This window comes from Sphingomonas sp. CFBP 13733 (assembly GCF_014841795.1).
In the GTDB taxonomy this organism is placed as follows: Bacteria; Pseudomonadota; Alphaproteobacteria; order Sphingomonadales; family Sphingomonadaceae; genus Sphingomonas; species Sphingomonas aerolata.
Map to the genome: position 1 here is coordinate 503,609 of NZ_JACYUP010000002.1, position 13,079 is coordinate 516,687.

Below are 13,079 nucleotides of genomic sequence, written 5' to 3' on the forward strand. Positions count from 1 at the left end.
TCGCCGATATGCGTTATGTCTAGGTGTGACGCAGATCGGATACGCGGGTGATGCAGGAAGTCGAATTGAAGCTCGTCCTGACGGCGGACGCCGCGGACCAGGTCGCGCGCGAACTGCCGTCGGATGACGCGACCCGTACCACGATGCTCGAGGCGATCTATTTCGACACGCCCGAGCAAACGCTGCGGGGGCACGGCGCGTCGCTGCGGATCCGGCGCGCGGGCGATACGCGGATCCAGACGATCAAGATCGACCCGGCAAAGGGCGCCGGGCTGTTTTCACGCCCCGAATGGGAACGGCCGGTCACGGACGATCGTCCGCGTCTCGACGACACCACGCCGGTCTTCGCGCTGCTCGACGGGACCACCGAACGGCTCGCGCCGGCCTTCACCGTGTCGGTCGAACGACGCAGCTGGGAGATCAGCGAGAACGGGGCGGAGATCGAGCTCGTGCTGGACCGTGGGATGGTCCGGGTTGGCGAGCGGCAGTCGCCGGTCTGCGAAGTCGAGATCGAACTTAAGCGCGGCGACCCGACCGCGCTGTTCACGCTGGCCCGCCGGATCGCGGATATGGTGCCGCTGCGGCTCGGCGTCGTGACCAAGTCCGAGCGCGGTTACGGCCTGACCGGGCCAGTGCGTCGCGCCTTCAAGGCCGAGCCGGTGTCGCTCGATGACGACGCGACGACGATCGAGGCGCTCCGGACGGTTATTGGCGCCTGCCTGCGGCATTATCGGCTGAACGAGACGATCCTGCTGGAAACGCGCGCGCCGGAAGCGCTGCACCAGGCGCGTGTCGCGTTGCGGCGGACGCGCGCCGCGCTTGGGCTCTTCAAGCGCGTGCTGGGACGCGAGCAGACGGCACATTTCCGGTCCGAGCTGCGCTGGCTGGCCCAGACGCTGGGGCAGGCGCGCGATCTCGACGTGCTGGCGGACATGGCGGCGGCGAAGCTGGGCGCGGGGAACGTCTTTGACCGGATCGAGGCGGCGCGCGGTCTGGCCTATGACGAGGTCGATGTGGCGCTGGAGTCGTCGCGCGTGCGGGCGGTGATGCTCGATCTGACGCAGTGGCTCGCGGTCGGCGACTGGTCGACGGCGGACGCGACGCGGGCGGTGCGCGAGGCGCCCGCCAGCGCGTTTGCAGCGGCGGCGCTCCGCAAGCGACGCAAGGCGCTCAAGATCGACGCGCCATCGCTCGCGCTGCTGACGGACGACGAGCGTCATGCGATCCGCAAGGACGCCAAGACGCTGCGCTATGCGACGGAATTCTTCGCGGACCTGTTCGCCGATACGGCGCAGCAAAAGCGGCAGGCCAAGTTCGTCTCGACGCTCGAAACGCTGCAGGACCGGCTCGGCACGCTGAACGACGCGGCAACGGTGCCCGCGATCCTCGCCCGGCTGGGGATGGAGGATAATGAAGCAGCGCTGGTCGACGATCGCAAACACGCCAAGCGGCTCGACCGCGCTGCCGCGGCGCACTCGGCGCTGCTCGACCGGAAAGCCTTCTGGCGCTGATCGGGTTTACGACCGGCGCAGGTCGATGCAGATCAGCCTGTGCGCGATGGTCGTCGTTGTCGGGGGTGGCCTCGCCCGGCTGATCCTGCCGCCGCCGCTGCAAAGCTATGCCGGGATGCTCGGCTGACGCGTCATTGCGACGTCAGGCCGCGGCTGAATCGGTCCAGTCGCGCTCTGCCAGCGTGCGGGTTTCGGTGACGGGGAGGGCGCGGCCGAACAGATCGCCTTGCGCGTGCGTACAGCCAAGCGCCGCGACAAGCTGACGCTCGTCCTGCGTCTCCACCCCTTCCGCGATGGTCGCGATGTCGAGGCTTTGCGCGAGCGCGACCACCGCGCGGATGATCGCCAACGCCTCCCGGCCGCCGCGCGCTGCGGCACGGACGAAGCTGCCGTCGATCTTGATCGAGGAGAAGCGGGTGCGGCTGAGATAGCCCAGCGACGAGTGGCCAATGCCGAAATCGTCGAGGCTCAGGCGGACGCCAAGGTCGAGGATACGCGCGAGGGTCGTCGTCGCGCCACGATCCTCGCGGAGGAAGACACCCTCGGTAACCTCGAGCTCGAGCCGGTCGGCGGACAGTCCGCTGTCGGCAAGCACGGTCGCGACGGTCGTGACGAAACCGTCATTCTGCAGCTGGACCGGCGACACGTTGACGGCGATGCGCAGACCTTCCGGCCAGCTCGCGGCTTCGGCGCAGGCGGTACGCAGGACCCAGGCGCCGATCTGCGCGATGATCCGTGCGTCTTCGGCGAGCGGGATGAAGCGGGACGGCGGGACCGTGCCGAACTCCGGGCTTTCCCAGCGCAGCAGCGCCTCGAAGCCGCGCAGCATGCCGCCCTGCGTGTCGATGATCGGCTGATAGGCGAGGGACATCTCACCTCGATCGAGTGCGCCGCGCAGCGCGATCTCGAGCACCCGCCGCTCCTCCGCCTGGACGTAAAGCGCTGGCTCGTAGACGCGAAACACGCCGCGACCGGCATCCTTGGCGCGATAGAGCGCCAGATCGGCGGATCGGATCAGCATCTCCGACGTGCGCCCGTCGCGCGGCCCGAAGGCGAGCCCGATGCTGGCGCCGATAGGCAGCGTATAGTGATCGACGTCATAGGGCCGCGACAATGCGGTGATGATGCGTCGGGCGAGCTCCTCGACCGCGCCCGTATCGCTGGCGTCGCGGACGACGAGTGCGAACTCGTCGCCGCCAAGCCGCCCGCAGGATTCGTTCGCACTCATCATATGGCCGAGCCGTTCCGCGACCTGGCACAGCAGCCGGTCGCCGACCGGGTGGCCGAGCGTGTCGTTGACCGCCTTGAACCGGTCGAGATCGAGCATCATGAACGCGCAGCGTCCGCCACAGGCCTCTGCCGCGATCATCGCGTCGGACAGCGTCTCGGTGATCAGCCGACGGTTGGGCAGCCCGGTCAACGTGTCGAACCGCGCCATGCGGTTGATCTTGTCCGCGGAGGCGCGCTGGTCCGTGACATCCGCGCCGACGCCGCGGAAACCGCAGAATATCCCGCGGTCGTCGTATCGCGGCGCGGCGGCCAGCTGCCACCAGCGCTCCTGTTCGGTGAAGCGGATCGGCAGTCTCAGGTTGACGAAGCTGTCCCGGTTGCGCAGCTTTTCGGCAAGCGCGCGCAGGCCTGCCGCGAACGTGCCGCTGTCCCAGGATGGTCCGGCGAGCAGCTGGAGGATCGGCATGCCGTCGATATCCGCCGGCGCGCGACCGCACGCCCGCGCGAAACGGGCGCTGGGCCGGATCACGCGTCGTGTCGCGTCGGTCTCCCACAGCCATTCGGCAGCGCTCTCCTCGAATTCGAGCAGGAGCACGCTGATCGTCTCGTCGCGTTCGTCGAGCACCGCCTGCGCATTGTGGATCGTGACCAGCGCGCGCGTCCGGCTGAGGCAGGCGGTCATCAGCAACAGGGTGAAGGCGAGCACCCCCCCGGCGATTCCACTCGCGTGCATCAGCATGAGCTGGACGCACGATACGAACCCGAGTGTGCCGATGAACATGAGCGTGGCGAGCGGCAGCGGCGCCATCGCGAAGGCTGCCCCCGTCATCACGATCATCAGCGTGAGGCCGAGCCCGATGCTCGTTGCGACCGGGACCTGCGGGCAGAAGAAAACCGGGATGACCGACCAGGCCAGAGCGAGGCTGCCCCCCTCCCACAAGGTTGCCCGGATATCCGTCCTGCCGCCATGCCCGGCAGCGCGCGAGGGAGCGAGGCGGCGGCGGACGGTCACCAACACGGTCCCCGCGATCAGGAGCGTCGACCATGACGCGACCTGCCAGAACGGCATCCGGGGATAGAGCAATGCGGCACAGACGGCTGTCGCGAGCAGGTTGGCGGCGAGGGCGAACCAGGCGAGTTGCCGGCCGGCGTCGAGCTGCGCCGCGCGAAGCCGGCCCCATTCCCTGGGATCGCACCCTTCCGACAGCGCGAGAAGCGCGCGCATGTCGATGGGCATGTGATGCGTCGACATTCGTGTACGCGCCGGCATGGTTGGCGGGGGCGTATCGGATCCGGAAGGCGACTGGCTGTTCACACCGCCGGGCTTAATGCACGTTGGTTATCGCAACGTTCCCATCCCCCGCGTTGTGAAAAATAACCGGGTCGGGGGCAGGGGCCGCGACCGTCCCGCCGCACTGGCGGGACGGTGCGGCGGGGCAGGCGTCGTCAGGCGGCGATGTCATAGGGCTTGATGTCGCCGCTCAGGTACAGGTTGCGCGCCTTGGCGCGGCTGAGCTTGCCCGACGAGGTGCGCGGCAACGTGCGGGGAGGGATCAGCTCGATCACGCAGTTCATGCCCGTCACCGATCGGACGCGTTCGCGGATCTCGTCGCGCAGGCGCAGGCGTTCGCCCTCGTCGGAGCTGCGGCACTGGACGAGGACGGCGGGCGTTTCCTCGCCCCCCGGGGTCGTGATCGCGAATGCGGCGATGTCGCCCGCCTTGAACCCGGGCAGCTGCTCGACCGCCCATTCAATGTCCTGCGGCCAGTGGTTCTTGCCGTTGACGATGATCATGTCCTTCGCCCGGCCGACGATGTAGATATAGCCGTCGGACATATAGCCCATGTCGCCGGTATCGAGCCAGCCGTCGGACATGCACGCCGCGGTGGCGGCATCGTCGCGGAAATAGCCGACCATCACCGACTTGCCCTTGCACCACACCTTGCCGATAGCGCGCTCGGGGAGGGGGGTGCCGTCCTCTTCGCGGATCTCGATCGTCATGTCGCGCACCGGCTTGCCGCAATTGACGATCGCCCGGTAGCGCTGCGGGCGGTCCTCGCCGCGCGCGCCGCCCGACAACTGGGTTTCCTCGACCAGCTCGACACGGATCCCCTCGCCCGGCGGCATCAGCGATACCGCCAGCGTCGCCTCGGCAAGGCCGTAGCTGGGCAGGAAGGCGGAGGCCTGGAACCCGGCATCGGCAAAGGCGTCGACGAACGACTGCATCACGTCGGGACGGATCATGTCGGCGCCATTGCCCGCGACGCGCCAGCGCGACAGGTCGAACCGGTCGCTCGCCTTGGTCTGCGACGACATGCGCCGCGCACAGATGTCATAGCCGAAGGTCGGCGAATAGCTGAGCGTCGTGCCGGTGTTGCGGCTGATGAGATCCAGCCAGGCGAGCGGACGGCGCGCGAAATCCTCGGTCTTGAGGTAATCGGTCGAGACCTGGTTGGCGATCGGCGACAGGAAGCAGCCGACCAGCCCCATGTCGTGATACCAGGGCAGCCAGGAGACGCAGCGATCGGTGTCGCAAATCTCCATGCCGTGGCTGTGCGCGGCGAGATTGTTGAGCAACGCCTCGTGCGTGATGACGACGCCGTGCGGGAACCGCGTCGAGCCGCTCGAATATTGCAGATAGGCGATATCGTCGGGACGTGCCTCGGGCAGCGTGGCGGCGGGGGCTTCGCGGGTCGCGAATTCGGACCAGTCGATCCCGTGCGTGCCCGCCAGGCGCGCCGCCTCGCTCGCCATCTGCGCGAGTTCAGGCGGGAAGATCAGCATCTTGGGATCGCAGCTCGAAAGCTGGACGCGGAGCTGTTCGATATAGGAATCGCGGCCGCCGAACGATGTCGGCAGGGGCAGCGGCACCGGCCAGGCGCCCGCATAGACGACACCGAAGAACAGCGCGGCAAATTCTGGGCCGGTCTCGGCGACCAGCGCGATGCGGTCGGCGGGGGCGACGCCGGCGGCGATCAGGCGATCCGCCATCGCCAGCGCGTCACGACGCAGCGTCGCATAGGGATAGGGCTGGCTGAGCGTACCGCGCGCGTCATGGAAGTTGAGGCCGCGCTGCCCCGTCGCCGCATAGTCGAGCGCCTCGCCAAGTGTCGCGAAGTCGGCGAAGCGGCGCGGCAGCGTGTCCGCGGTGGGGGTCGCCGTGCGCTGCGCCGGCATCGGATCGGCCGACGGTGCGACCGCAGGCTTTAGCAGCCCGTTCGTCGCCGTCGTCTGAAAGGTGTCGATCGTCATGTGCGTCCTGTCTTCCACGTCGCGGCCTGTCCGGGGACATCCGCCGCTTGAGACCGTGCAAAGGCCAGCCATGCACGGTCGTGACGTTCAAAATCCTATCCCAGTGTGGCACAATGATGGCGTGACCCAGGATCGCCGCCGAGAAAGACAGGAGAAACGCCCGCCAAAACCGCTGGATGCCGCGGGACTTGAGGGGTTGGCGCTGCGCTATGTCGAGCGATTCGCGACCACGCGTGGCCGCCTGAGCGATTATCTACGGCGCAAGGTACGTGAGCGCGGCTGGGTCGAGGCGCCCGAAACCGGCCCGGCGGTGCCGCCCGCCGATCCCGAAGGGCTGGCGCAAAAACTGGCGGATCTCGGCTATATCGACGATCGCGGCTTTGCCGAGGCGCGGGCGGCAGCGATGCAGCGCCGCGGCCTGGGTGCGCGGCGCGTCGCGGGAGCGTTTCGCGAGGCGGGGATTGACGAGGCCGATGCCGATGCGCTCGCGCCTGAAATCGCGGCGCGCGACGTCGATGCGGCGCTGGCCTATGCGAAGCGCAAGCGGCTGGGTCCATTTGCGAGGTCGGACGATAGCGACGGGGGCGGGGCCGAGAATCGTGCGCTGCGGCAAAAGCAGCTCAGCGCGATGGTGCGCGCCGGCCACGGTTTCGATCTGGCACGCAAAATTCTTGCCGCGTCCCCGTCTGAAACAATCGACACGACAGATTTTGAGTGAAGACGCATTGCAGGTTGTTGCGGCTGCGACGAAGCGTGCTAGCAAGGTGCAGGGGTGCGTAACGATGCGTAGTGAAGCGCAATATGACGGGGACAGGCCGGCCACGGTACCGGACGCGGTGGCGGCTGCTGGACCGCGCGCAGTGCCGGACATCGATCAAGGCGTCGATCAGCCCGCTGTACAAGCGGCTGCACAGGCTATCGCGGAGCCGTCCGTCCTCGGCGGGGTCATCAAATGGTTCGATGTGACGCGCGGTTTCGGCTTCGCGGTCGCTGACGATACGGCAATCGGCGATATCCTGATCCATTTCTCGGTGCTCCAGCCGCATGGCCGGCGCAGCCTGCCAGAGGGCGCGCGGGTCGACGTGGTCGCGGTGCAGCGCGGGCGGGGCTTCCAGGCGCGCGAGGTCCTGTCGATCGATCTGAGCGGCGCGGTCGAGGAGACGGCGGTACGACCTGGCACGGCGGCGCCGGTAGACCGGATCGATCCGGTCGCGCTGATCGATGCCGCAGGCCCGTTCGAACCCGTCGTCGTCAAGTGGTTCAACCGGCTCAAGGGCTATGGCTTCCTGGTACGGGCAAGCGACGACAGTGACGTGTTCATCCATATGGAAACGCTGCGGCGGGCGGGGATTGACGTCGTCGAGCCGGATCAGCCGTTGCAGGCCCGAATCGTGACCGGTCGCAAGGGGCCGCTGGCCGTTACGGTGGAGCGATCCGCGCCGGCGTGGTAACCGGCCCGCCGCAACCGGGGATATATGTAATGAGCAAGACCGTCTTCGCCGCGCTTCTGGCGCTCGGCCTCTGCGCGTGTTCGAACGGCGACGCCCGGGGGGGCGACGCCGCCGCCCCAGACGCTACCGTCGCGGGCACTGCGACCGGCACGGGCACCGGTGCTGCACCGGGTCAGGCTGCCGCGACGCTGGCCGTGACGATCCACAGCGCGAACGGCGCGCATGTGTTCACCGTCGAGAGCGCCAAGACAGAGGCGGAACAGGCCCGTGGGCTGATGTACCGGACCGACCTCAAGCCGAATCGGGGCATGCTGTTCTGGCCCTATCCGACCGACGGCAGCGGGCCGCGCGAGGCGAGTTTCTGGATGAAGAACACGCCGAGCCCGCTCGACATCATCTATATCCGCGCCGACCGGACGATCGCGCGGATCGCCGAGAACACGATACCCTTCTCCGAAGCGCAGATCCCGTCGGGCGAACCCGTCGGCGCGGTGCTCGAGATCATGGGCGGGCGTGCCGGGGAACTCGGCATCGCCGAGGGTGACCGCGTCGAATGGCCGGGCGCGTCGGGCTGAACCGCCATATCCACGACACAGCGCCGTCTTGCCATGGCGCTCACACTGCGTTCGAGGTTGATGGCGCGGCGTCCACCCGCTAAGCGGCGGCTATGGGATTTCTCGCATCGACCTTCACCTGGTGGAACGGCGCCACGCTCGGCACCAAATTCGGGCTCCGTGGCAAGACGCGGATGGGCGAGGACGCGCTCGGCAACGTCTATTATGAAGGCGGCAAGGATACCGCGGGTAATCCGCGCCGCTGGGTGATCTATCAGGGTGCGACCGACGCCAGCCGGGTACCGCCCGCCTGGTTCAGCTGGCTGCACCATCAGGTCGCTGACGTGCCCGATCGTGCCCTGCCGCCGGTCCGCCCCTGGCAAAAGCCGGCGCTGCCCAACCTGACGGGTACTGCACTCGCCTATCGCCCGACGGGCGCGATGGAAAAGGGTGGCCAGCGCGCCGCGGCGACCGGCGATTACGAAGCGTGGGTGCCTGAGTGATGCAGCGCCGGATCGCTGCGGCGATCCTGGTCGTGGTTCTCGCGCTCGGTGGCTGGTTCGGCTATCGCGTCTGGACGAACCGCAAGGCCGATACGACCGTCGTGGTCCAGCAGGATCTGCCGGGCGGCGATCAGGCCGGTGACGGGTCGGTCGAGACGATCGACACGGGCGGCGCGGCGCTCGCCAATGGCGGGACGCCGATGGCAGAGCGCGTTGCGGTGATCGGCCTGCTCAACAAGCGGAACGGCGTGACGCGCGACGTCATGCTGAAGCCAGGACAGGCAACCCGGATGGGCGACGTCGTCCTCCGCCTGCGCGCCTGCGAACAGACCGCCCCCTGGGAGCCCGAACAGCTGACGGGGGCCTTTGTCCAGGTGATCGTCCGCGGCGTCGACAAGAAATGGCGGCGGACATTTTCGGGCTGGTTGTACAAGGAGCGCCCCGCGCTGAACGCGGTGCAGCATCCGATCTACGACGTCTGGACCAAAAGCTGCGCGATGACCTTCCCCGCGACCGGGCCGGATACGGCATCGTCCGGCGCACCCGCGGCAGCGCGGTCGAGTGCGAAGAAATCCCCGGTGGCGACCAATGATGCAGCCGCACCGGACGAGCCGGTCGAGCCGACCACCCCATCGAGCGCCGCGGCGAGCAACGCGATATAATCGGCACGCTCGATCTCGATCGCGCCGAGCGATTCGAGATGCGAGGTCTGGAACTGGCAATCAAGCAGATCGAAGCCGCCGGCCTTCAGCCGCGCGACGAGATGCGCCAGCGCGACCTTCGACGCGTCGGTCGCGCGGCTGACCATGCTTTCGCCAAAAAAGGCCCGCCCGAGCGCCAGCCCGTATAGCCCGCCGACCAGCCGGTCGCCGTCCCAGCATTCGACCGAATGCGCAAAGCCCATCAGATGCAGCGTGTGGAAGACCCGCTCGATCCCCGCATTGATCCACGTCTCGGGCCGGCCCTCGACGCTTTCGGCACAGAGCGCGAGGATCTGGCCGAACGCAGTGTCGACGGTGACGCGGAAGCGGTCCGCGACGATGGTCTTGCGCAGCGAGCGCGAGAGCCGGAACCCGTCGAGCGGCAGGACGGCGCGCTGGCGCGGCTCGACCCAGTAGACGTCGATCGCGTCGCGGCTGTCGGCCATCGGGAAGACGCCGGCCGCATAGCCGCCAAGCACGAGGCGCGGATCGAGAATGTCCATCGGTCGCGCCTTAGCCCGCTGCCGACCCCGCCGCCAGCCGGTGTTCGATCGTCCGCCACAGCTGATCGAACGCCGCCGCGGCGGTCGAGCGCGGCGCAAAGGCCCCGACCGCCGCGCGTTGTACGGTCATCGCCTCGATCACGCTGCTCATCGGAATGACCGGCCAGTCGGGGTTGGCGACCAGCGCGTCGGCATGCAGCCGCCGCCGGCGATCGACCATCGCATGGACGGGCAGCACGGGCACCTTGCCGCCGAGATGGCGGATCACCTCCTCATAGGCACGTTGCGACAGCGGCGAGGGGATGACGGGGACGACGATCAGATCGGCGGCGCGCATCACCTGATCGGCGGTTTCGGTAAGTCCCGGCGGGCAGTCGAGCAGGACGCGATCATAATCGGTCAGCGCCCCGATCAGCTTGCCGAGCCTCTTTTTCTTGTCGAGCGTGTGAAACAGCTGGTCGAGACCGCGGAGCGAGGCGTCGGCGGTGATCAAGTCGAGCTTCGCGACCGGCGTCGGCTGAGCCCGTTTGGCGACGCTGATATCGCGGGAGAACATCGCCTGGGCCTGATCCCGCCCGGCGGTACCGTGCAGCAGGAAACTGCTCGCGGCCTGCGGGTCGAGGTCCCAGAGAATCGTGCGGCGTGCCGACCGGGTTGCCGAACACCAGGCGAGATTGACCGCCAGCGTCGTCTTACCGACGCCGCCCTTCAGGCTGTATATCGCGATGGTTGCCATGCCGGCCAGCGTGCCGGTGCGCGCCGCCGATGGCAAGGCATCGCGGCAAAACTACGCCCCGGGCGACGCTGGCGGTCGTCCGGGGCGCGGGATCATCCGGCCGTGGCCGGCTGAAGGATCAGGTGTGGCAGGTCTGGCCGGGCTTGCCCGGCTGGGTCAGCTCGATCGACTTCTCGGTGCCCGTCATCGACCAGCCGCCGTCGGCGACCAGTGGCTCACCCTCGGCAGGCGCCTTGAGCGTCGTGGCCGGACCGCCTTCCTTGAGACGAACCACGGCCTGCTTGCCCCCCTGGAAGAAGGTCACATAGGCCAGGCTGTTGTCCTTGCAGCGCATCGTCTGCTCCGACTTGATCGACGGCGGCAGCTCGACCGGCGCCGCATTGGCGAGCTGGTTCGCCATCGGATCGGGATTGGTGTCGACCACCTCGGGTGCAGCCGGTTTGGAGTTGCAGGCAGCCAGCGCAAGCAGCGCGGCGACGGCGGTGAGGGGGAGCGTCTTCTTCATATCGTCGGGGCTTCGCGCATGCAGCAAATCGCGTCAAGCCGTAGCGGCCGCGATGCGCCCGTGGCGGGACGGGTCATCCCCGGGATGCGCCGGTTCGTCGCATTGGCGATGGCGCCCGGCAGTGTTGCGCCACCACATTCGGGCAGTGGCGACGCGGGAATAAAGGCACCGGGGTCGTCCGATGTCACGCATCTGCCACTATATTTCACGGAACCGTTGTAAGAGGACGTTGCATGCCGGGCCAAATTCCTGTCGCCGAGCGCCTGTCGGCGATATCGACGCTCATCACCCAGGCGCTCTGCCTGGCCGACGAGGGGGGCGAATTGCTGCTCGGCGCCAAATTGTCCGACGCGCTGGATTGCGTTCAGGCCCGCATCGAAACGGTGAGGCGCGACGCGGCGTGAGCGGGGCGGCCTGACGGGGCTTGGTGCGCCGGCTTGTCCGGTGGATAGTTTTAGCGCGCTTGTGGCGGACCGGCAGTGGCGCCATCTACAGGCGATGCAGATGAGATCCGATACGCTGACCGCCCCCGATACGCTTGCCCTGATCGGGAATACGCCGCTGGTGCGACTGAAGGGGCCGAGCGACGCGACGGGGTGCGATATCTTCGGCAAGTGCGAATTCACCAATCCGGGCGCGTCGATCAAGGATCGCGCTGCGCTGTTCATCGTCGAGGACGCCGAGGCGCGCGGCCTGCTCCAGCCGGGCGGGACGATCGTCGAGGGGACCGCGGGCAATACCGGGATCGGCCTGGCACTGGTCGCCAACGCCAAGGGCTACAAGACGATCATCGTGATGCCCGAGACGCAGAGCCGCGAGAAGATGGACACGTTGCGCGCGCTGGGTGCCGAACTCGTGCTGGTGCCCGCCGCCGCCTTTTCCAACCCGTGTCATTTCGTGCACACGTCGCGGCGCATCGCCGAGGAGACGCCCGGCGCGATCTGGGCGAACCAGTTCGACAACACCGCCAATCGCCACGCGCATATTATCGGGACCGCCGAGGAGCTCTGGCGGCAGATGGACGAGCGGATCGACGGCTTCACCTGCGCGGCGGGGACGGGCGGGACGATCGCCGGTGTCGGCCTGGGTCTGAAGGCGAAGGACGAGGCGATCTGCATCGCGCTGACCGATCCGCATGGCGCTGCGCTGTATAACTATTACGCGCATGGCGAGCTGAAGTCCGAAGGGTCCTCGGTTGCGGAAGGCATCGGGCAGGGGCGGATCACCGCCAATCTCGATGGCGCGCCGATCGATACGCAGTTCCGGATCTCGGACGCGGAAGGCTATGCCTGGACCCGGCAGTTGCTCGACGAGGAGGGGCTGTGCCTCGGCCTGTCGTCCGGGATCAACGTCGCGGGCGCGGTCGCGCTGGCGCGGCAGCTCGGACCGGGCAAGCGGATCGCGACGATCCTGTGCGATACGGGGTTCCGCTACCTCTCGACGCTGTACAATCCTGAATGGCGCGCGGCCAAGGGCCTGGTGTGAGCGAGGGCGGCGGCGCGCCGCGGGATGGTGAAATTCGACAAGTGCGCGATGATCGGGTAGATGCGCGCGACAAGATGCAGACGCAACGCGCACCTTCGCAAACCATGCAGCGGATCAAGGTCGGCATGATCGGGCTCGCCGCAGTGGTGATCTTCATCGGGCTCGCCAGCGCGATCATCGGGTCGGCGACGCGCGAACGACCCGTGGTCGCCGCCGGCTCGGCGCAGGCCGATGTTGTCGCGAACATGGCCGTGTTGAATACGACCGCCGCCGCCGATGGCTCTGACGAGCCACTCGCGGAAATGGGCCTCGCACCCAGCGTCAACGCACAGGCACCCGCTACTCCGAACTGATCCGAGCTTTCCGTCGCTGCCGCGCCGGGGAAATCACGGGATCACGCTGACGTGCAGCGCGTCCGCATGCCAGGCGCGACTCGACCTTGCTGTGGATCAATGTGCGCGCCGCGTCGTCCCGGCAGGGCACATGGTCCCGGATCAAGGGCAATACAGCGCTTGATTCCCGGAAATCCCCAAATATCCCGTTGCGTCCCCGTTCCGCTGTGATAGACGGAGATTAACACAGGGGCACGTTCACCGTTCGCGATTGCGCGGCCGGGCCGCGGCGAAGGCTGCGGTTCGAGGCGGGAAG

13 protein-coding genes and 1 pseudogene are annotated in these 13,079 nt (G+C 67.8%); 9 read left to right on the forward strand and 5 right to left on the reverse strand.

The annotated features are described in order from the left end of the window. The first annotated feature begins 50 nt into the window (after window positions 1-50). Window positions 51-1,511, forward strand: a complete 1,461-nt coding sequence (locus IFT71_RS06510) for a CYTH and CHAD domain-containing protein (protein ID WP_197976086.1) — start codon at window positions 51-53, stop codon at window positions 1,509-1,511. 142 nt (window positions 1,512-1,653) lie between these two features. Here the strand turns inward: IFT71_RS06510 and IFT71_RS06515 are convergent, their stop codons facing one another. Both IFT71_RS06515 and IFT71_RS06520 read right to left on the reverse strand, forming a co-directional pair. After that, complete coding sequence (locus IFT71_RS06515) at window positions 1,654-3,978, reverse strand: putative bifunctional diguanylate cyclase/phosphodiesterase (protein ID WP_244654789.1); 2,325 nt, start codon at window positions 3,976-3,978, stop codon at window positions 1,654-1,656. A 209-nt stretch (window positions 3,979-4,187) separates the two neighbouring features. After that, window positions 4,188-5,918, reverse strand: coding sequence for a fatty acyl-AMP ligase (locus tag IFT71_RS06520; RefSeq protein WP_056405660.1), 1,731 nt, complete (start codon window positions 5,916-5,918; stop codon window positions 4,188-4,190). A 61-nt stretch (window positions 5,919-5,979) separates the two neighbouring features. Here IFT71_RS06520 and IFT71_RS06525 point away from each other — a divergent pair, with 61 nt between their 5' ends. The 5 genes and pseudogenes from IFT71_RS06525 to IFT71_RS21985 all read left to right on the forward strand — a co-directional run. After that, window positions 5,980-6,711: a regulatory protein RecX gene (locus tag IFT71_RS06525; RefSeq protein WP_342212607.1), complete on the forward strand. Its 732-nt coding sequence runs from the start codon at window positions 5,980-5,982 to the stop codon at window positions 6,709-6,711. Between the two features lie 64 nt (window positions 6,712-6,775). Further along, window positions 6,776-7,444, forward strand: a complete 669-nt coding sequence (locus IFT71_RS06530; protein WP_192139791.1) for a cold shock domain-containing protein — start codon at window positions 6,776-6,778, stop codon at window positions 7,442-7,444. A gap of 29 nt (window positions 7,445-7,473) precedes the next feature. Continuing rightward, window positions 7,474-8,019, forward strand: coding sequence for a DUF192 domain-containing protein (locus IFT71_RS06535; protein ID WP_192139793.1), 546 nt, complete (start codon window positions 7,474-7,476; stop codon window positions 8,017-8,019). 92 nt (window positions 8,020-8,111) lie between these two features. Beyond that, on the forward strand, window positions 8,112-8,501 hold the full coding sequence (locus tag IFT71_RS06540; protein WP_031395586.1) for an NADH:ubiquinone oxidoreductase subunit NDUFA12: 390 nt from the start codon (window positions 8,112-8,114) through the stop codon (window positions 8,499-8,501). 263 nt (window positions 8,502-8,764) lie between these two features. Continuing rightward, window positions 8,765-8,935 (forward strand): annotated as a pseudogene (locus tag IFT71_RS21985) (DUF2155 domain-containing protein); the annotation flags it as partial. Window positions 8,936-8,970: 35 nt separating this feature from the next. Here IFT71_RS21985 and aat read toward each other — a convergent pair. From aat to IFT71_RS06560, 3 genes are all read right to left on the reverse strand, one after another. Next, entirely contained in the window at window positions 8,971-9,705 is a 735-nt protein-coding gene (gene aat, locus IFT71_RS06550; protein ID WP_056405386.1) for a leucyl/phenylalanyl-tRNA--protein transferase, read from the reverse strand. A 10-nt stretch (window positions 9,706-9,715) separates the two neighbouring features. Further along, on the reverse strand, window positions 9,716-10,441 hold the full coding sequence (locus IFT71_RS06555; RefSeq protein ID WP_192139795.1) for a ParA family protein: 726 nt from the start codon (window positions 10,439-10,441) through the stop codon (window positions 9,716-9,718). A gap of 118 nt (window positions 10,442-10,559) precedes the next feature. Further along, a complete protein-coding gene (locus IFT71_RS06560) occupies window positions 10,560-10,946 on the reverse strand; it encodes a hypothetical protein (RefSeq protein WP_192139797.1) in 387 nt (128 codons plus the stop codon). Between the two features lie 233 nt (window positions 10,947-11,179). On the opposite strand from IFT71_RS06560, the gene IFT71_RS06565 reads away from it, so the two are divergent. The 3 genes from IFT71_RS06565 (at window position 11,180) to IFT71_RS06575 (ending at window position 12,784) form a co-directional block, all read left to right on the forward strand. Then, window positions 11,180-11,350, forward strand: coding sequence for a hypothetical protein (locus IFT71_RS06565; RefSeq protein WP_192139799.1), 171 nt, complete (start codon window positions 11,180-11,182; stop codon window positions 11,348-11,350). A 100-nt stretch (window positions 11,351-11,450) separates the two neighbouring features. Then, the gene (locus tag IFT71_RS06570) at window positions 11,451-12,431 is read left to right on the forward strand and encodes a cysteine synthase A (protein ID WP_107932811.1); all 981 of its coding nucleotides are present in this window, start codon (window positions 11,451-11,453) and stop codon (window positions 12,429-12,431) included. Then, entirely contained in the window at window positions 12,428-12,784 is a 357-nt protein-coding gene (locus IFT71_RS06575; RefSeq protein WP_342212608.1) for a hypothetical protein, read from the forward strand. The genes IFT71_RS06570 and IFT71_RS06575 overlap by 4 nt, the downstream gene beginning before the upstream one ends. The last annotated feature ends 295 nt before the right edge of the window (window positions 12,785-13,079 follow it).